Source organism: Cobetia sp. MM1IDA2H-1, from assembly GCF_002916775.2.
Lineage (GTDB): Bacteria > Pseudomonadota > Gammaproteobacteria > Pseudomonadales > Halomonadaceae > Cobetia > Cobetia marina.
This window is the reverse complement of the sequence record NZ_CM133225.1, coordinates 184,390-204,375: the sequence shown is the minus strand read 5'-3', so window position 1 is coordinate 204,375 and position 19,986 is coordinate 184,390. Positions and strand designations below refer to the sequence as shown.

13 protein-coding genes and 3 rRNA genes are annotated in these 19,986 nt (G+C 60.4%); 7 read left to right on the top strand and 9 right to left on the bottom strand.

All coding sequences use genetic code 11. From position 1 onward, the window contains the following. Positions 1-178: 178 nt before the first annotated feature. Positions 179-823, top strand: a complete 645-nt coding sequence (locus tag BOH68_RS00935) for a DUF1415 domain-containing protein (protein WP_077379330.1) — start codon at positions 179-181, stop codon at positions 821-823. 111 nt (positions 824-934) lie between these two features. Here the strand turns inward: BOH68_RS00935 and radA are convergent, their stop codons facing one another. The 3 genes from radA to BOH68_RS00920 all read right to left on the bottom strand — a co-directional run bounded on the left by radA (position 935) and on the right by BOH68_RS00920 (position 4,322). Further along, positions 935-2,350 carry a DNA repair protein RadA gene (gene radA, locus BOH68_RS00930; protein WP_077378515.1) on the bottom strand — a complete coding sequence of 472 codons (1,416 nt, stop codon included), beginning with the start codon at positions 2,348-2,350 and terminating at the stop codon, positions 935-937. Positions 2,351-2,535: 185 nt separating this feature from the next. Continuing rightward, entirely contained in the window at positions 2,536-3,003 is a 468-nt protein-coding gene (locus BOH68_RS00925; protein ID WP_077378513.1) for a copper resistance protein NlpE N-terminal domain-containing protein, read from the bottom strand. A 179-nt stretch (positions 3,004-3,182) separates the two neighbouring features. Continuing rightward, positions 3,183-4,322, bottom strand: coding sequence for an alkene reductase (locus BOH68_RS00920; protein ID WP_077378510.1), 1,140 nt, complete (start codon positions 4,320-4,322; stop codon positions 3,183-3,185). Positions 4,323-4,593: 271 nt separating this feature from the next. Here BOH68_RS00920 and hisC point away from each other — a divergent pair, with 271 nt between their 5' ends. Continuing rightward, positions 4,594-5,649 carry a histidinol-phosphate transaminase gene (hisC, locus tag BOH68_RS00915; RefSeq protein ID WP_077379327.1) on the top strand — a complete coding sequence of 352 codons (1,056 nt, stop codon included), beginning with the start codon at positions 4,594-4,596 and terminating at the stop codon, positions 5,647-5,649. A gap of 119 nt (positions 5,650-5,768) precedes the next feature. Then, positions 5,769-6,212: an SMU1112c/YaeR family gloxylase I-like metalloprotein gene (gene gloA2, locus BOH68_RS00910; protein WP_258038326.1), complete on the top strand. Its 444-nt coding sequence runs from the start codon at positions 5,769-5,771 to the stop codon at positions 6,210-6,212. Positions 6,213-6,412: 200 nt separating this feature from the next. Here the strand turns inward: gloA2 and rrf are convergent. The 4 genes from rrf to tyrS form a co-directional block, all read right to left on the bottom strand. Next, a 5S ribosomal RNA gene (rrf, locus tag BOH68_RS00905) occupies positions 6,413-6,528 on the bottom strand. A 138-nt stretch (positions 6,529-6,666) separates the two neighbouring features. Next, positions 6,667-9,552 (bottom strand): 23S ribosomal RNA (locus tag BOH68_RS00900). Positions 9,553-9,796: 244 nt separating this feature from the next. Beyond that, a 16S ribosomal RNA gene (locus BOH68_RS00895) occupies positions 9,797-11,331 on the bottom strand. The 16S, 23S and 5S rRNA genes sit together here, the layout of an rRNA operon. Before the next feature lie 625 nt (positions 11,332-11,956). Beyond that, a complete protein-coding gene (gene tyrS, locus BOH68_RS00890) occupies positions 11,957-13,165 on the bottom strand; it encodes a tyrosine--tRNA ligase (RefSeq protein WP_077379432.1) in 1,209 nt (402 codons plus the stop codon). A gap of 183 nt (positions 13,166-13,348) precedes the next feature. On the opposite strand from tyrS, the gene BOH68_RS00885 reads away from it, so the two are divergent. Next, positions 13,349-14,506 carry an anhydro-N-acetylmuramic acid kinase gene (locus BOH68_RS00885; RefSeq protein ID WP_077379434.1) on the top strand — a complete coding sequence of 386 codons (1,158 nt, stop codon included), beginning with the start codon at positions 13,349-13,351 and terminating at the stop codon, positions 14,504-14,506. A 106-nt stretch (positions 14,507-14,612) separates the two neighbouring features. On the opposite strand, the gene BOH68_RS00880 is transcribed toward BOH68_RS00885, so the two are convergent. Together BOH68_RS00880 and BOH68_RS00875 are read right to left on the bottom strand one after the other, a co-directional pair. Beyond that, complete coding sequence (locus BOH68_RS00880; RefSeq protein WP_077379436.1) at positions 14,613-15,767, bottom strand: PilT/PilU family type 4a pilus ATPase; 1,155 nt, start codon at positions 15,765-15,767, stop codon at positions 14,613-14,615. A 204-nt stretch (positions 15,768-15,971) separates the two neighbouring features. After that, on the bottom strand, positions 15,972-17,003 hold the full coding sequence (locus BOH68_RS00875) for a type IV pilus twitching motility protein PilT (protein WP_077379438.1): 1,032 nt from the start codon (positions 17,001-17,003) through the stop codon (positions 15,972-15,974). A 195-nt stretch (positions 17,004-17,198) separates the two neighbouring features. On the opposite strand from BOH68_RS00875, the gene BOH68_RS00870 reads away from it, so the two are divergent. The 3 genes from BOH68_RS00870 (at position 17,199) to BOH68_RS00860 (ending at position 19,736) form a co-directional block, all read left to right on the top strand. Further along, positions 17,199-17,951: a YggS family pyridoxal phosphate-dependent enzyme gene (locus tag BOH68_RS00870; protein WP_077379440.1), complete on the top strand. Its 753-nt coding sequence runs from the start codon at positions 17,199-17,201 to the stop codon at positions 17,949-17,951. Positions 17,952-18,145: 194 nt separating this feature from the next. Beyond that, positions 18,146-18,988: a pyrroline-5-carboxylate reductase gene (proC, locus tag BOH68_RS00865; RefSeq protein WP_077379442.1), complete on the top strand. Its 843-nt coding sequence runs from the start codon at positions 18,146-18,148 to the stop codon at positions 18,986-18,988. 169 nt (positions 18,989-19,157) lie between these two features. Further along, complete coding sequence (locus BOH68_RS00860) at positions 19,158-19,736, top strand: YggT family protein (RefSeq protein WP_077379444.1); 579 nt, start codon at positions 19,158-19,160, stop codon at positions 19,734-19,736. Positions 19,737-19,986 lie beyond the last annotated feature (250 nt).

Here is a 19,986-nt window from a genome sequence, read left to right as displayed (position 1 = left end):
TCTATCCCTGAATACGCTGATGAAACAGCGTGTCAGCGAACCGTACTCGCCGGCCCGGGGCTCCCTTTGCCGGTAGCGATACCGGCGACAATCGTGGCGCGCTGCCAATCCGGACTGGCCATGGCCGGCATGAGCAGTGACAATGCACCCTCCTGACACCGCTGCGGACCCTGACGCCATGACCACCGACGCTACGCCTGCTGACACCACCTCTTCCACCCCGTCGGCCGGCTATACGCCTGCACTTGAGGTCAGTGAGGCCGAGGCCATCGAGACCACCCGCCAGTGGGTCGAGACGCACATCATCGCGGACAATCTATGCCCGTTCGCGGCACGTGAAGTGGCGCGCAACAGCGTCCAGTACGCCGTCATCCCCGGCGCGGGACTCGAGCGTTGCCTGCAGGCACTCGGCGATGAACTCCTCAACCTCGATGCCAATCGCGATGCCGAAACCACCCTGGTGATCTTCAAGGATGGCTTCCGCGACTTCGATGCCTATCTGGAGCTGCTGGATTACGCTGAGGCACTGCTCGAGATGCAGGGCTATGAGGGCATCTATCAGCTGGCCAGCTTCCATCCGGACTATGTCTTCGAGGATACCGAGGAAGACGACGCCGCGAACTACACCAACCGCTCGCCCTTCCCGATGCTGCACCTGCTGCGGGAAAGCTCGGTCGAGGCGGCGATCAATGCCTATTCGGGGGATGTGGAAGAGGTGCCGGCGCGCAACGAGGCGCTGATGCGCGAGCGTGGCGTCGAACAGCTGGTCGCACGCCTAAAGGCCTGCGCTCACACCGCCCGTCAGGCTGACAGCCAGGACTGACATCACGCCCAGTGGCAATCCCATATGCACAAGGCCAGCCGCGAGGCTGGCCTTGTGCGTTTCAGGCGGAATGTCACCGGAAGGCTTGCGCGTGGCAGCTGCCGGCAGCCATCACAGGGCTTCCAGCGCCTGGGACAACTTGTCGACCGCGACGATCGTCATGCCCTTGGGCGGATTCTTGGGGGCATTGCCCTTGGGCACGATGGCGCGCGTGAAGCCATGCTTGGCGGCCTCGACGATGCGCTCCTGGCCACTGGGCACCGGGCGGATCTCGCCAGACAGGCCGACCTCACCGAACACCACCAGTTCGCGCGGCAGCGGGCGGTTCTGCAGACTGGATACCACCGCACACAGCACCGCGAGGTCGGCGCTGGTCTCGAGTACCTTGACCCCGCCCACCACGTTCAGGAAGACATCCTGATCGCCGGTGAACAGGCCGCCGTGCTTGTTGAGCACGGCCAGCAACATCGAGAGTCGATTGCCATCCAGACCGACCGCGACGCGCCGGGGATTGCCCAGCGGCGAATCGTCCAGCAACGCCTGGACCTCGATCAGGATCGGCCGAGTCCCTTCCCAGACCACCATCACCAGGCTGCCGGAGGATTGCTCCTCGCTGCGTGACAGGAAGATCGCACTGGGGTTCTTCACCTCCTTCAGGCCAAGCTCGACCATGGCGAACACGCCCAGCTCGTTGACCGCGCCGAAGCGGTTCTTCTGTCCGCGCAGGGTGCGAAAACGCGAATCACCATCCCCTTCCAGCAACAGGGAGGCATCGATCATGTGCTCCAGTACCTTGGGGCCAGCCAGCGAGCCATCCTTGGTCACGTGCCCGACCAGCAGCAATACGGTGTTGGTCCGCTTGGCGAAACGCGTCAACGCCGCGGCGGACTCACGCACCTGCGAGACGCCCCCCGGCGCGGAGGACAGATCCTCCAGATGCATGGTCTGGATGGAATCGATGATCAGCACTTCCGGCTTCTCGCGCTCGGCGGTGGCCAGAATCGTCTCGACACTGGTCTCGGCCAGCATCTTGAGTCCCTGGGTCGGGAGCTGCAGTCGATGGGCACGCATCGCCACCTGCGACAGCGACTCTTCACCGGTGACGTAGAGCGAACGCTTGTGCTGCGCCAGCTTGCAGGCGGTCTGCAGCAGCAGCGTCGACTTGCCGGCGCCGGGGTGCCCGCCGAGCAATACGGCGGAGCCAGGCACCAGACCGCCGCCAAGCACGCGATCAAACTCACCGAAGGTCGAGGAGAAGCGCGGCACTTCGGCCAGCGAGACGTTGGACAGATCCGTCACGTTGTCACTCAGCGTGCCGGCATAGCCGCCTCTGGCGCTGGTGGCGCCACGTGACGCCCCGCCAGTGCTGATGCCCCCGGCAGCCGGCGCAGCCCCCGGCAATACCGTGGCACCGACCCGAATCTCCTGCAGGGTATTCCACTCGCGACAGCCGCTGCACTGCCCCTGCCACTTCGAGAATTCGCTACCGCACTCGGTACATACGAAGGCGCTCTTTGCTTTCGCCATCAGACCATCCTGTCAGGGAGTAATGATTTCAGACCACGTCGCCCGGCATGGCACCCATGCCCCGCATCGCCCGATGGCACCAGGCAGGGGCGCTCGATGCGAACGTCCGACACGGATGCCAGACACAAGCAAGGCGGCTTGCGCCGCCTTGCTGTCACCTCACGCGTGCATGACACGCGGTGGCATCACTCGCGCTTGAGACGCAGTGTCTCGCCGTTCTGGAAGCGGCGCTTCTGCGGGTCGACCAGTTCCAGTGTCTGGGGGTCCAGACGCAGGAAGTAGTAGGTCTGGCCCTCGCCATTCGGCGTCAGCTCATAGACGGTGGCATTCGGGTCGGTCACCGTACCTGACAGTACATCCCACTGACCCTCGTAGTGCTCCGGCGCGGGCTGCTGCGGATGATCGCGATAGGTGGCATCGAGACTGAAGGTACGCGCTTCCGGGGCAGCATCTTCCGCTCCCTTGAGACGCACATCGAGGTCAATGCCCGTGCAACGACGACACGGCAGGGTGCCCTTGTAGACGGCAACCTGCTCGCTGGCTGTCTCGGTGGCGTCATTGGCAGCGGCACCATCTGTCGTCTGGGCCGTTGATGCGCACCCGGCGAGACCGACCATCAGCGCGGCTCCCACCATCAGAGTCCTGATCTGCATTGAATCCTCCTTAAGGCGATGATTCGATAGCAGCGTCAGCGCTATCGACGGCGAGCGGCCCGACTGCCTCGACAGACGGACCGCTCACGAGCTTCCACGCTCAAGAATAGCGGGTATCAGCCCCGTGAGGCCACCCCCGATGGCGTTTATCGAACGCCATTCGCTAAATCATGTCGGCCTCAGCCACGGCGATCATGCCCGTTGTCGAGGAAGGGATAATCGGTGTAGCCCTCGGCACCGCCACCGTAGAAGGTATCAGGATCCTGCTCGTTGAACGGCGCATCCAGACGCAGACGTTCGACCAGGTCCGGATTGGCGATATAGGGGCGCCCGATGGCGACGGCATCCGCAATGCCCTCGTCGATGATGCGTGCCGCACGCTCCCCGTCGTAATGACCGCAGAAGATCAGCGCGCCCTTGACGCGCCCCCGCAGTGCGCGGCGGAAGTCATCGGTGAACTTGACGTCGCCGCCGGCCCAGTCCGGCTCGTTGACGTGCACGTAGGCAATGCCACGTCTGGAGAGCTGGTCTGCCATGTAGAAGGCCATCTCTTCCGGCTCGTCATCGGTGAGACCGAAGATCTCGATGAAGGGCGTCAGACGGATGCCGGTGCGCTCCGGCCCGAAGACCTCGGCGACGGCATCGACGACTTCCAGTGTCAGACGTGCACGATTCTCGACCGAACCACCGTACTGGTCGGTGCGCTGGTTGGTACCGGTCGCCATGAACTGGTTGAGCAGATAGGCGTTGGCGGCATGTACCTCGATCATGTCGAAGCCGGCACGCTTGGCGCGCACGGCAGCCTGACGATAGTCCTCGACCAGCTGGGGGATTTCCTCCGTCTCCAGCGCACGCGGCGTGCTGGTGGGGTGGCGACCACTGCTGCCATCCTCGAACTCGACGAAGCACTGGGCGCCTTCACCACGCAGGGCGCTGGGCGCGACCGGTGGCTGGCCATCCGGCTGCACCATCTCGTGCGAGACACGCCCGACATGCCACAGCTGAAGCGCCATGCGTCCACCCTTGGCGTGCACTGCCTCGACGACGCCCTTCCAGCCGGCTTCCTGCTCATCCGTCCAGATACCCGGCGTGTAGACGTAACCACGCGCGGTCGGCGAGATGTTGGTCGCCTCGCTGATGATCAGGCCGGCGCCGGCACGCTGTCCGTAGTAGACCTCCTGAAGCTCACCGGGAATGCTGTCCGGCGTGCGCGCTCGGGTCAGTGGCGCCATCAGGATACGATTGGGCAGGGTGAGATCACCGAGCATGACCGGATCAAGCAGGGTGTCGGCGTACGGGGCCTTGGTGTTGGCAGTCATCGGTGCTCCTTGAGTCTCTGATCTTTCGCCAGCCGCCGCTTCGGGCGAACCAGGCGGGCATGCCAGTGACATGCGGTGCGCCAGCCGATGCTTCAAGCGCACGCGGTGCATGAGAATAATGCTGGGATGGCAACAATGCGCCAGGTCGCGCCACGCGGCATCCTCGCGACTCATGCGAGAGCCTGCCGATGCTTGTACCGCGACGATCCAGCGGGCAACATGAAACCTATCCATGACACGGGTCATGCACTGTCACCAGCGGCGAGAAATCATGAGCAAGTACTGGAGCCCACAGGTCCACGACCTGACCCCCTACGTCCCCGGCGAACAACCGCGTGAGCAGCTGATCAAGCTGAATACCAATGAAAACCCCTACCCGCCGGCCCCGGCCGTGGAACAGACGCTGCGCGAGTTCAATGCCTCTGACCTGCGTCGCTACCCGGACCCGAGTTCCAGCTCGCTGCGCGCCGCCCTGGCCGAGACCTTCCATGTGGCCGCAGAGGAAGTCTTCGTCGGCAATGGCTCCGACGAGGTGCTGGCGCTGGCCTTCCAGGCCTTCTTCCGTCAGAACAAGCCGCTGCTGCTGCCCTCCATCAGCTACAGCTTCTATCCTGTCTACTGCCGCATGTATGGCATCGAATCACGCAGCATCGCGCTGACCGACAACTGGGAAGTCGATCTCGAAGCCTTCGGCAATGACAACGGTGGCATCATCTTCGCCAATCCCAATGCCCCGACAGGCCATGGCCATGGCCGCAAGGCGATTGCCGCGCTGCTGGAACGCAACCCGCAGAGCGTGGTGCTGGTGGATGAGGCTTACGTGGACTTCGGGGGGGAAAGCGCCATCCCGCTGATTCATCAGTATCCGAATCTGGTCGTGTCGGGCACTTTCTCGAAGTCGCGCAGCCTGGCGGGCATTCGCCTTGGCTATGCCGTGGCCTCGCGGGAGCTGATCGAGGGCCTGGAGCGCGTGAAGGACTCCTTCAATTCCTACCCCATCGATCGTCTGGCCGAGCAGGTCGGCGTCGCCGCGCTGAGTGATCCCGCCTATTTCGATGAGTGCCGCACACGCGTCATCACTACCCGTGAGCAGACGCGCGATCGCATGGCCGCATTGGGCTTCGAGATCCTGCCGTCACAGACCAACTTCGTGCTGGCGACTCACCCGACCCATGATGCCGGCAAGCTGTTCATCGGCCTTCGCGAGCAGGGCATCCTGGTGCGCCACTTCAACACCGATGCGCTACGTGACTATCTGCGCATCAGCATCGGTACCGATGCCGAGATGGACAGCCTGATCGAAGCCCTGGAAACCCTGTGTCGTTGAGATAGCGCACAGCATGACCCGTGATGGGTTCAATGAAAGAAGGCGCCCACTGGGCGCCTTCTTTCATCAGGATGTCACTCGGGCATTCGCCACCGAAGACTCTCAGCAGGAGCAACCATATGACAACGGAACGTCCCACCATGGCGTCAAGTGCCACTTCGACAGCGCGCCTGCCTTTGACGCGCGTGCATCACGTGGCACTCATCACCGCTGATTACTCACGCGCTAGGCGCTTCTATCTCGAGGTCATGGATGCGCAGGTGATCCACGAGGCCTATCGTGAAGCCCGCGACAGCTACAAGCTCGACCTGCGCTTGCCGGGCGGTATCCAGCTGGAGCTGTTCTCCTTCCCGTCGCCGCCGGAGCGCCCAAGCTATCCGGAAGCCTGTGGGCTGCGTCACCTGGCGCTGGCAACCGAGGACATCGACACCTGTGTCGAGCTGCTGATCGCCCGTGGCGCCACGCCAGAGCCGATACGTGTCGATGAATACACCGGTGCCCGCTTCACCTTCCTGGCAGACCCTGACGGTACGCCCATCGAGCTCTACGAAGTCTCGCCCTGATGTGATGGCGCGCTGAAACTTCACTGGCTCTGAAGACAAAAGGCCCCGAAGACAAAAGGCCCCTGTCGCAAATTCGACAGGGGCCTTTTGTGGCATATGCACGTTGCTTGGGCAGAGCTCTTTTCTTTCGCCCACAGCTTTTCCTGTGCACAAAGAGAACCGCCCCCGCAGCTGGGCTGCAGGGGCGGTTTAGTATAAGTGCCTGACGATGACCTACTCTCACATGGAGAAACTCCACACTACCATCGGCGCTAAGCGGTTTCACTTCCGAGTTCGGCATGGGATCGGGTGGTTCACGCTCGCTATGGTCGTCAGGCGAAACGGTGGCATCTTGCGATGCCTGAGTCTCGAGGCTTGTGGCCTCGCGACTTGCGGATATGAATCATGCTGACCGATATGTCGTCGATCCTGTCGCAATCCCGGCGTTTGCCGCAGCAAACCCCTTGGGTGTTATATGGTCAAGCCTCACGGGCAATTAGTACTGGTTAGCTCAACACATTGCTGTGCTTCCACACCCAGCCTATCAACCTTGTAGTCTTCAAGGGCCCTTCAGGAGGCGCAAGGCCTCAGGGAAGTCTCATCTTGAAGGGGGCTTCCCGCTTAGATGCTTTCAGCGGTTATCCCGTCCGAACGTAGCTACCGGGCAATGCCATTGGCATGACAACCCGAACACCAGAGGTTCGTCCACTCCGGTCCTCTCGTACTAGGAGCAGCTCTTCTCAAACTTCCGACGCCCACGGCAGATAGGGACCGAACTGTCTCACGACGTTCTAAACCCAGCTCGCGTACCACTTTAAATGGCGAACAGCCATACCCTTGGGACCGACTTCAGCCCCAGGATGTGATGAGCCGACATCGAGGTGCCAAACACCGCCGTCGATGTGAACTCTTGGGCGGTATCAGCCTGTTATCCCCGGAGTACCTTTTATCCGTTGAGCGATGGCCCTTCCATACAGAACCACCGGATCACTAGAACCTACTTTCGTACCTGCTCGACGTGTCTGTCTCGCAGTCAAGCACCCTTATGCTCTTGCACTCAATGCACGATTTCCAACCGTGCTGAGGGTACCTTCGTGCTCCTCCGTTACTCTTTAGGAGGAGACCGCCCCAGTCAAACTACCCACCATACACTGTCCTCGATCCGGATAACGGACCTGAGTTAGAACGCCAATGATGTCAGGCTGGTATTTCAAGGTTGGCTCCACCGCATCTGGCGACGTGGTTTCAAAGCCTCCCAGCTATCCTACACAGACAACATCAGCATCCAGTGTAAAGCTATAGTAAAGGTTCACGGGGTCTTTCCGTCTAGCCGCGGGTACACAGCATCTTCACTGCGATTTCAATTTCACTGAGTCTCGGGTGGAGACAGCGTGGCCATCATTACGCCATTCGTGCAGGTCGGAACTTACCCGACAAGGAATTTCGCTACCTTAGGACCGTTATAGTTACGGCCGCCGTTTACCGGGGCTTCGATCAAGAGCTTCGGACGAATCCTAACCCCATCAATTAACCTTCCGGCACCGGGCAGGCGTCACACCCTATACGTCCGCTTGCGCGTTTGCAGAGTGCTGTGTTTTTAATAAACAGTTGCAGCCACCTGGTATCTTCGACCGGTAAGAGCTTACGGAGCAAGTCCTTCACTCGAACCGTGCACCTTCTCCCGAAGTTACGGTGCCATTTTGCCTAGTTCCTTCACCCGAGTTCTCTCAAGCGCCTTGGTATTCTCTACCTGACCACCTGTGTCGGTTTGGGGTACGGTCGCATGTGATCTGAAGCTTAGAGGCTTTTCCTAAGCGTGGCATCTATTTATCCTCCTTGACCGTAGTCAGTTCGTCTCGCATCTCGACCTCAGAGGAACCGGATTTGCCTGATTCCTCGGCCTACATGCTTTCACCAGGACAACCAACGCCTGGCTCACCTAGCCTTCTTCGTCCCCCCATCGCAACCACATCCGGTACGGGAATATTAACCCGTTTCCCATCGACTACGCGTTTCCGCCTCGCCTTAGGGGCCGACTCACTCTGCTCCGATTAACGTAGAACAGAAAACCTTGGTCTTCCGGCGGGGGAGTTTTTCACTCCCCTTATCGTTACTCATGTCAGCATTCGCACTCGTGATACCTCCAGCAGACTTCTCAATCCACCTTCATTGGCTTACACGACGCTCCTCTACCGCTCATCCATAAGGATGAACCCGTGGAGTTTGGCACCCTATTTAGCCCCGTTATATCTTCCGCGCAGGCCGACTCGACTAGTGAGCTATTACGCTTTCTTTAAAGGATGGCTGCTTCTAAGCCAACCTCCTAGCTGTCTGAGCCTTCCCACATCGTTTCCCACTTAATCAGGATTTTGGGACCTTAGCTGACGGTCTGGGTTGTTTCCCTTTTCACAACGGACGTTAGCACCCGCTGTGTGTCTCCCACGCTGCACTCACTGGTATTCGGAGTTTGCCTCGGGTTGGTAAGTCGGGATTATCCTAGCTGAAACAGTGCTCTACCCCCAGCGGTGATACGTGAGGCGCTACCTAAATAGCTTTCGAGGAGAACCAGCTATCTCCGGGCTTGATTAGCCTTTCACTCCGATCCACAGCTCATCCCAGCATTTTTCAACATACTTGGGTTCGGGCCTCCAATTGATGTTACTCAATCTTCACCCTGGCCATGGATAGATCGCCCGGTTTCGGGTCTATACCCTGCGACTGTATGCCAGTTAAAGACTCGCTTTCGCTACGCCTCCCCTATACGGTTAAGCTCGCCACAGAATATAAGTCGCTGACCCATTATACAAAAGGTACGCGGTCACACCACGAAGGTGCTCCCACTGCTTGTACGCATACGGTTTCAGGATTATTTCACTCCCCTCGCCGGGGTTCTTTTCGCCTTTCCCTCACGGTACTGGTTCACTATCGGTCAGCCAGGAGTATTTAGCCTTGGAGGATGGTCCCCCCATGTTCAGTCAAGGTTTCTCGTGCCCCGACCTACTCGATTTCACGATACTCAGACTTCTACTACGGGACTATCACCCTGTATCGTCAAGCTTCCCAGCTTATTCGTCTGTCAGTTGTATCGCTTAAGGGCTGGTCCCCGTTGCTCGCCGCTACTTGGGGAATCTCGGTTGATTTCTTTTCCTCCGGGTACTTAGATGTTTCAGTTCCCCGGGTTTGCCTCTATAGGTTATGTATTGGCCTATAGATACTCACCTGATGGTGAGTGGGTTTCCCCATTCGGAAATCGTTGGGTCGCAGGGTATTTGCCACCTCGCCAACGCTTATCGCAGGCTATCACGTCCTTCATCGCCTCTGGCTGCCAAGGCATCCACCGTATGCGCTTAATCGCTTGACCATATAACCCCAAGGGGTCTGTCGAAGGATTACGAATCTGTCGGACCTCTCCGACATATCGTTTTGATGGGAGATGTGCTTGGCGCACATTCCATCGTCAGCATGATTCACATTGTTAAAGAGCGGCTGTTCAGAGAACAGTGAGAAGCGCGCTCTGTTGAGCACGCTTGCCACTGCCGGCTAAGCCAGCAATAAGATCAGGTAATTCGTTGTGAGCACTTGCCGCGAGCGGTAGACAGTGTCGATAAGGAGGTGATCCAGCCCCAGGTTCCCCTAGGGCTACCTTGTTACGACTTCACCCCAGTCATGAACCACACCGTGGTGATCGCCCTCCCGAAGGTTAGGCTAACCACTTCTGGTGCAGTCCACTCCCATGGCGTGACGGGCGGCGTGTACAAGGCCCGGGAACGTATTCACCGTGGCATTCTGATCCACGATTACTAGCGATTCCGACTTCATGGAGTCGAGTTGCAGACTCCAATCCGGACTGAGGCAAGCTTTATGGGATTGGCTCCACGTCGCCGTATTGCAACCCTTTGTACTTGCCATTGTAGCACGTGTGTAGCCCTACCCGTAAGGGCCATGATGACTTGACGTCGTCCCCACCTTCCTCCGGTTTGTCACCGGCAGTCTCCTTAGAGTTCCCGACATTACTCGCTGGCAAATAAGGATAGGGGTTGCGCTCGTTACGGGACTTAACCCAACATTTCACAACACGAGCTGACGACAGCCATGCAGCACCTGTCTCAGAGTTCCCGAAGGCACCAATCCATCTCTGGAAAGTCCTCTGGATGTCAAGGGTAGGTAAGGTTCTTCGCGTTGCATCGAATTAAACCACATGCTCCACCGCTTGTGCGGGCCCCCGTCAATTCATTTGAGTTTTAACCTTGCGGCCGTACTCCCCAGGCGGTCAACTTATTGCGTTAGCTGCGCCACTAAGTCCTCAAGGGACCCAACGGCTAGTTGACATCGTTTACGGCGTGGACTACCAGGGTATCTAATCCTGTTTGCTACCCACGCTTTCGCACCTCAGTGTCAGTGTCAGTCCAGAAGGCCGCCTTCGCCACTGGTATTCCTCCCGATCTCTACGCATTTCACCGCTACACCGGGAATTCTACCTTCCTCTCCTGCACTCTAGCCAAGCAGTTCCAGATGCCGTTCCCAGGTTGAGCCCGGGGCTTTCACACCTGGCTGACTTAGCCACCTACGCGCGCTTTACGCCCAGTAATTCCGATTAACGCTTGCACCCTCCGTATTACCGCGGCTGCTGGCACGGAGTTAGCCGGTGCTTCTTCTGCGAGTGATGTCTTTCCTCGGGAGTATTAATCCCGAAGCGTTCTTCCTCGCTGAAAGTGCTTTACAACCCGAAGGCCTTCTTCACACACGCGGCATGGCTGGATCAGGCTTTCGCCCATTGTCCAATATTCCCCACTGCTGCCTCCCGTAGGAGTCTGGGCCGTGTCTCAGTCCCAGTGTGGCTGATCATCCTCTCAGACCAGCTACGGATCGTCGCCTTGGTGAGCCGTTACCTCACCAACAAGCTAATCCGACATGGGCTCATCCGATAGCGCAAGGTCCGAGATTCCCTCTCCCGTAGGACGTATGCGGTATTAGCCTGAGTTTCCCCAGGTTGTCCCCCACTATCGGGCAGATTCCCATGCATTACTGACCCGTCCGCCGCTCGACGCCTTCTAGCAAGCTAGAATCGTTTCCGCTCGACTTGCATGTGTTAAGCCTGCCGCCAGCGTTCAATCTGAGCCATGATCAAACTCTTCAGTTGAAAGCTTGATAGTCTGTTAAGCAGACCAAACTTGGTTCAGAGTCAAACTTCTCGTGAGAGGCTTGCTCCGATATTTGGTGACCTTGTCACCACTCATCGGCAAGCGCTCACACGAATTACCTGATCAAATTTTTAAAGAGCGTCGCTGTTAAGCGAGGAGGCATATTCTATCCGGAACGCTTGAGAAGTCAAGCACTTGATGATGAGTCAATCGACTGCCTCTAAGCATCATCCAGCGGCGAGGAGCGTTGCTCGATCACCTGTTCCGTAGGAATGCGGCGTATTCTAGCGAATCGCCCGGGATTGTCAATCGATGATTTGGAAGCGGACTTCAAAAACATCAAACAAAACAACCACCTGCAAACCTCTTTCACCGCTGGTAACGCCATGCGTCCCCGGCAGCGGATGCGTACTTTACGCACGATCCTGGCTGAGGGCAAGGGCTTTTTCCATCGATTGTCATTTCGAGGACATGCGGGCGACACCTATTCTCTCATCACCTCTTCTTGCTCCTTTGGCCTCATCTCGCCGTCACTTGCTGACACATCTCTTCCCTGGCCAGAAACGCATTCGGCCCCGCCAGAAATGGCGGGGCCGAATGGTCGGTCAGACATCTCGCGTCGGATCAGCGAGTCACCGTCACACGTGCGTAGCGCTTCTTGCCAGCCTGGATGACGATGGCCGTATCGAAAGGCGCCATGTAGGAAGGCTCGATCACGTCTCCATCGACTTTCACGCGACCATTCTTGAGCATGTCCTTGGCCTGGGCGCTGTTGTTGGCCAGACCTGAACGATTGAGCACGGCGGCGATCGGCGCGACCTCTGCCCCTTCAAGGCTCACGGTGACATCCGGCATGTCCGCGGGCAGCTCACCTTCTGCCAGCTGGTTGCCACTGGAGAGGTGAGCCGTGGCAGCCGCCTCTTCATCGTGGAAACGCGCCACCAGCTCGCGAGCCAGCTCCATCTTGATGTCGCGCGGATTGGCGCCATTCTCGATGCTGGTCATCAGCGCCTTCACTTCCTCCATGGGGCGCAGCGAGAGCAGCTCGAAGTAACGCCACATCAGCGAGTCCGGCATGGAGACGATCTTGTTGAACATCTCGCCCGGACGGTCATTGATACCGATGTAGTTGCCCAGCGACTTGGACATCTTCTGCACGCCATCCAGACCTTCGAGGATCGGCATGGTGATCACGACCTGCGGCTCCTGGCCACGCTGGCGTTGCAGCTCACGGCCCATCAGCAGGTTGAACTTCTGATCGGTACCGCCGAGTTCGATATCCGCCTCCAGCGCCACGGAGTCATAGCCCTGGATCAGGGGATAGAGGAACTCGTGAATGGAGATCGGCTGGTTGCCGGTGTAACGCTTGTCGAAATCATCGCGCTCGAGCATGCGAGCCACCGTGCTGGAAGCCGCCAGTTCGATCATGTCGCTGGCAGAGAGCTTGCTGATCCATTCGGAGTTGAAGGCGATTCGCGTGCGATCCTTGTCGAGAATCTTGAAGACCTGCTCCTGATACGTCAGGGCATTGGCCTTCACGTCCTCTTCGGTCAGCGGCTTGCGCGTCACGCTCTTGCCGGTCGGATCACCGATGCGTCCGGTGAAGTCCCCGATCAGGAAGATGACCTCGTGGCCAAGATCCTGCAGCTGACGCAGCTTGTTGATCAGCACGGTATGCCCGAGGTGCAGGTCCGGCGCCGTCGGATCGAAACCCGCCTTGACCCTGAGCTTGCGTCCGGACTCGAGCTTCTTGATCAGCTCTTCCTCGACCAGCACCTCATCGGTACCGCGCTTGATGATCTCCAGCGCTTCCACTACTGACTTGTCGCTCATCCTGCCCTCTCTGACCGTTGCTGCTCCCCTCGTAACGGGGCATGTTGGCCGAGAATGTTAGCATGACACGCAGACCATGCACCCCTGCTCTGCCTCTGGCCATGAGGATGCCAACCAGACTTCCGCGACTCGGGGGCGCACGGCAGACTCGCTGACCCACGTTTCACTGCCCGGGAGATCTCCATGGCGCTTTACCTCGGCCTGATGACAGGCACCAGCCTCGACGGCCTCGATGTCGCCCTGCTCGATATCGAACCCCATCAGGACTGCACTGCGCTGCGCGAGCACATCCGCTTCATCGACGGTCTGGATCTGCCGCTTCCGGAACCCCTGCGCACTCGCCTCTGGCGCCTGATGCACGAGGACCATGCGCATTTTCGTGATCTTGCCGCAGCCGAGCTGGCGCTGGCCGAACTGGCCGCCGACGCGATCCGCCAGCTGCTGTCTCGCCAGCGACTGGAACCGAAAGACATTCGCGCCATCGGCAGCCATGGACAGACCATCGAGCACCGCCCGCATGGCTTCAGCGATCAGCCCTGTCAGACGCCTTACACCCTGCAGCTCGACAACCCCAGCCTGCTGGCCGAGCTGACCGGCATCCCCGTGGTGGCAGACTTCCGCCGCAGGGATCTGGCGGCCGGTGGGCAGGCAGCGCCTCTGGCGCCGGCATTTCACTCAGCGCTGTTCGCTCAGCCAGACCAGTGGCGGGGACTGCTGAACCTGGGGGGGATCGCGAACCTGACATTGCTCCCGCCACTGGACTCGCAGGCGGCAGTGATCGGCTTTGATACCGGCCCGGCCAACTGCCTGCTGGATGCCTGGCATGCACGCCATCAGGGGGCCGCGATTGATCCTCAGGGCAGCTGGGCCGCCAGCGGCCATGTCATCGAGGAGCTGCTGGATCGTCTGCTCAGCGCGGATTACTTCACTCGACCGCTGCCGAAGAGTACCGGACGCGAGGACTTCCATCTCGGCTGGCTGGAGCAGCACCTGACAGGCAGCGAGGCCCCTGTCGATGTGCAGGCCACCTTGCTGAGTCTGACGGTAGAGAGCATCGCGCGTGCACTTGAGCATACCGGCGTATCACTGGCGGGACTGACACCCTGTGGTGGCGGAGCGCGCAACACCGCCCTGATGGCCGCGCTCGAACGGCGCCTTGCGCATGCAAGCCACCCCACCGGCCTGACCACCTGCGCCTCGCTTGGCTGGAATGCCGATCTCCTCGAAGCCAGCGCCTTCGCGTGGCTGGCCGCCCGCAGAGTGCTGGAGCGCCCCGGCAATCTCGTCAGCGTGACGGGAGCACGCGGTCCCAGAGTCCTGGGGGGCCTCTACGCACGCTGACCCATCGCGCGCAGACATGAAAAAGCCGCGCTCCTGGCAAAACAGAAGCGCGGCTTCGTCGAGTACCTGAGACATCTACCGTCGCAGGCCAGATTCTCCACGGACTTCAGCCATCGTCGTCCTGCAGCGAGAAGCGACTGGCAGCATTCATCACATCCAGTTGCGCTTCCTGAGCACTGTCGGAATCGCCGAACTTGATCATCAGACGCAGGTCATTGGCGGAATCGGCATGCGCCAATGCCACCTCCTCGGTGATCAGGTCCTGCTGATGCAACGCATAGAGCGATTGATCGAAGGTCATCATGCCCTGTTGCTGGGAGCGCTTCATCACGTCCTTTATCTCCACCACCGCCCCCTTGCGGATCAGATCGACGATCAGCGGCGAGCGCAGCATCACCTCGATAGCCGGCACTCGCTGTGCGCCATTGCCACTCTTGTGAGGCAGCAGCTGCTGGGCCACGATGCCCTTGAGATTCAGTGACAGGTCCATCCATACCTGTTCGTGACGCTCTTCCGGGAAGAAGTGGATGATGCGATCCAGCGCCTGGTTGGCGTTGTTGGCGTGCAAGGTCGCCAGACACAGGTGACCGGTTTCCGCAAAGGTCAGCGCATGCTCCATGGTCTCACGCGAACGGATCTCGCCGATCATGATCACGTCCGGTGCCTGACGCAGCGTATTGCGCAGCGCCACCTCGAAGGACTCGGTGTCGATCCCCACTTCGCGCTGGGTCACGATGGAGCGCTGATGGGGATGGATGTACTCGATCGGATCCTCGATGCAGATGATATGGCCACTCGAGGTCTGGTTGCGGTGCTGGATCATCGAGGCCAGCGAGGTCGACTTGCCGGCACCCGTGCCCCCGACGAAGATCACCAGACCACGCTTGGTCTCCGAGAGACTCTTGATGATTTCCGGCAGGCGCAGTTCTTCCAGGCTGGGAATCGACAGCTGGATGCGACGGATGACCATGCCCATCTGGCTACGCTGATAGAAGGCGCTGATCCGGAAACGCCCCACCCCCGGCAAACTGTGGGCAAAATTGGCCTCACGCTCCTGTTCGAAGCGCTCTCGCTGCATGTCGCTCATCGGCGCAAGCACCAGTTCTCGCACCTGATCGACACCGAGCTTCTTGTCACCCAGCGCCGCCATTCGCCCATTGACCTTCATCTGCGGCGGAGTCCCCGTCGAGATGAAAAGATCCGAGCTGCCCTTGCTGACCATCAACTGCAGGAGTTCCTGCAGCCATTCATGAGGAGTCATGAGCCGTGTCCCGATCCACTCTGTGAAGTCACATTCAAACTACGGTTTTATTATCGTTTATCGCAACGACCTTCCGTCCCGACGAGGACAACGCCCGTGATGGCCTTCAGGCGTGCCGTCTCGCCTGTCTCGACCTGGATTCGGCCATGGGCATTGCCCTTTCCCTGATGTCGCCTGGCAACACCACTGCACGGCAGTCGCGCACTATCCCAGCAGCCCCTTGGCCTTCGCTTGCGCGTCTTCGCTGGTCACCAGCCCCTCGGCCAACAGCCGCGTCAGCGCCGAATCCAGCGTCTGCATCCCCAACGCACCACCGGTCTGGATGGAGGAATACATCTGCGCCACCTTGTCCTCACGGATCAGGTTGCGGATGGCAGGAGTGGCAAGCATGATCTCGTGCGCTGCCACGCGCCCGCCGCCCACCTTCTTGAGCAGCGTCTGCGCGATGACCCCTTGCAGGGATTCGGACAGCATCGAACGCACCATCGCCTTCTCTTCGCCCGGGAAGACGTCGATGATGCGGTCGACGGTCTTGGTCGCCGAGGTGGTGTGAAGGGTGCCGAAGACCAGGTGCCCGGTCTCGGCGGCCGTCAGTGCCAGACGGATGGTCTCGAGGTCTCGCAGCTCGCCGACCAGAATGACGTCCGGGTCCTCACGCAATGCCGAACGCAGAGCCGGCGCGAAGCCGTGGGTGTCACGATGCACTTCACGCTGGTTGACCAGGCAACGCTTGGACTGGTGGACGAACTCGACCGGGTCCTCGATGGTGAGAATGTGGTCGTACTTGTTCTCGTTGATGTAATCGACCATTGCCGCCAGCGTGGTCGACTTGCCCGACCCTGTCGGGCCGGTGACCAGAATCAGGCCACGCGGCAGCATGCACATCTTGCGAAACGCCTCGCCGAGACCCAGGTCTTCCATCGTCAGCACTTCCGACGGGATGGTACGGAAGACGGCACCCGCCCCCCGCCCCTGGTGGAAAGCATTGACACGGAAGCGCGAGACGCCCGGCACCTCGAAGGAGAAATCCGTCTCGAGAAACTCCTCGAAGTCGCGACGCTGCTTGTCGTTCATGATCTCGTAGATCAGCGCACGCACCTGCTTGTCATCCATCGAAGGGACGTTGATGCGTCGTACGTCACCATCGACGCGAATCATCGGTGGCAGGCCGGCGGACAGGTGCAGATCCGATGCGTTCTGTTTTGCCGAAAAAGCCAGCAGTTCGGTAATATCCATGCAGATCCCTCGCGAAGACCGAAGCTCTTGTACCAACGAGTCCCGTGGACTCGGGTGTAAGTGTGATGTGGCTCTTCAGCAGATGGTGCGGTGGATATCATGACGAACGCCCTATCCAGCCCATACTACCGGTGGCGCCCACGACGCCGAGCCATCAACCGTGAAGATATTTCGCAAATTCTGGAGCCGAGCCGCATGACTGCAGTCCCCGACGACGAAGCTTGTGTTACTCAGTGTATCCTAGAGGCCCGTGCGCGGCTGGAAAAGGCACTGCTGGCAAGTAAACGCAACGTAGAGGCAGCCCGGATACTGGCGGTGAGCAAGACCAAGCCCGACCGGATGATTCGTGCTGCCTGGCGCAATGGCCAGCGGGCCTTCGGCGAGAACTATCTGCAGGAAGCGCTGGACAAGCAGCAGGCGCTGTCGGACCTCACCGATATCGAATGGCACTTCATCGGCCCCATCCAGTCCAACAAGACCCGCGCGATTGCCGAACACTTCTCTTGGGTACATGCCGTCGAGCGTGAGAAGGTGGCTCGCAGATTGAGCGAGCAACGCCCCGAGACCCTGCCGCCACTCGACATCTGTCTGCAGGTGAACGTCTCCGGCGAGGCCACCAAGGCAGGCGTCACACCCGAGGAATTGATTGCCCTGGCCGAGACGGTGCTGGCACTGCCCAACCTGCGACTGCGAGGCCTGATGGCGATTCCCGCCCCCGCCTCATCCGAGGCTGACCTGCAGGAAAGGCAGGCGCCCTTCAGGACACTGCGCGTATTGCTGGAGCAGCTGCAGGCTCGCTTCCCCGCGGCCCGCTACCCTCAGGCCAAGCTCGACACCCTGTCCATGGGCATGAGTGGTGATCTCGAGGCCGCCGTCGCCGAAGGCGCGACGCTGGTCCGTCTCGGCACGGCCCTCTTCGGAGCGCGTGACTATTCCAGCGCCCACTGAGACCACTCACTGACGCCGCCCGCACACGATTCACGCACGCCACTGACGCATGCGCAGCCCGCGGACGAGTCACCTCCGGCAGCCTCGGACGCACGGTTCACTGCCACGAACGTCACTCTCGCGAAGCAGCCGCGGTAAAGTGCACAGACTCACCGCTCGCCGGTCCATCCCATCCGAACGATCAGGAGCACCGCATGACGCACCAGACCTCCGCCACTCCCCGCACCATCGCCTTCATCGGTGCCGGCAACATGGCCAGCGCCATCTTCGGCGGCATGATCGAGGCCGGCTATCCGGCAGACCGCATCATCGCGACGGCCCGTTCACGCGATACCCTCGAGGCGCTCGAGCAACGCTACGGCGTGACCACGACCCAGGACAACGCTGACGCCGTCGCACGTGCCGATGTCATCGTGCTGGGCGTCAAGCCCCAGATGATGCATGACGTCTGCCAGGCACTGGCGCCCGCCGTACAGGAGCGCAAGCCGCTAGTCATCTCGGTCGCGGCCGGCATCACCTGCGACAGTCTCGAGCGCTGGCTGGGGGGAGAGCTTGCCATCATCCGCTGCATGCCCAATACCCCCTCGCTGGTGGGCGTCGGTGCCAGCGGCCTCTACGCCACCTCGCGCGTGACCGATGAGCAACGTGCGCTGATGGACGAGATGCTGACCGCGGTCGGTATCGTCGAATGGGTCGAGGAAGAAGGTCTGCTGGAAGCGGTCACCGGGATTTCCGGTTCCGGCCCGGCCTACTTCTTCCTGTTCATCGAAGCGCTTGAAGCCGCCGGTATCGAACTGGGACTGGATGCCGAGACGGCGCGCCGACTGGCGATCCAGACCGGACGCGGCGCCGCGCAGATGGCCTTCACCAGCGAGCACGAGCCGGCAGAGCTGCGTCGCCATGTCTGCTCGCCGAATGGCACCACCGAACGCGCCATCAACAGCTTCGAGGGAGATGGCCTGCGCGAGATCGTCAGCCGTGCGGCCAAGGCGTCCAGCGCAAGGGCTGCAGAGCTGGCGCGTGAGCTGGACCAGTAACTCCAGTGGCGGGATTGCCACGCCACGAGTGGCAGCGTGCAGAGCGCCTGACTGGCAGCCCACTCGGGAAACCGCCATCATGCTGCGTTCATCTCGGATTGGCATGCTGATGGCATGACACGCCGACACCAGATTCGCGTCCTCAACTCACCGTCTTAAGGAAGGCCCCATGGGTGCTATGGGTAACATCGGACTTCAGCTGGTCACCATCCTGCTGCAACTGTTCGTCTATATACTGATGCTGCGTTTCCTGCTGCAGTTGTCTCGTGCAGATTTCTACAATCCGGTCACCCAGTCGGTGGTCAAGGCGACCAATCCGCTGGTGGCACCGCTGCAGGGCATCCTGCGCCCGCTGGGGCGCTTCGACATCGCCACACTGGCGGCCGCCTTCATCGTCGTCAGCCTGGTGCTGGTCGCCATCGGCGCGCTGTTCGGCGGCATGCTGCCGATCGGCTTCATCGCGCTGACGGCACTGGGCACCATGCTCGACAGCATCATCAACATCTACTTCTTCGCCTTGATCGCGATGATCATCCTGTCGTGGGTCGCCCCCCAGGCCAACCACCCGGGCGCCATCCTGGTCCATCAGCTGGTGGACCCGATCATGAAGCCGGTGCGCAAGGTGATCCCGTCGATCGGCATGCTCGATCTGTCGCCGATCTTCGTGTTCATCGCCCTCAACCTGATCGGCAGTCTGGTCAGTCAGACGCTGCCGACCATCGGCATGCTGCGTAGCGTCTTCGGCTGATACGCACACTCCTCCCTGCCAGACGTGACATCGCCGCTTCGCGGTGTCCCCCCCCAGGCGCCCGCAACGGAACCTCCGCTGCGGGCGCCTGTGCTTCCTGCCCGCGCCACTGGCTCACGCGCGCCCGACGCTGTGCTAGAGTGATCCCTCGGCCGAAGCCAGAACCACGGTGCACGAGACGCCCACAAGGCGCATCACCGCGGCTTCGCGCCCCGGACACGGGCTCTGCCCGAACACTCTGCTGGACATG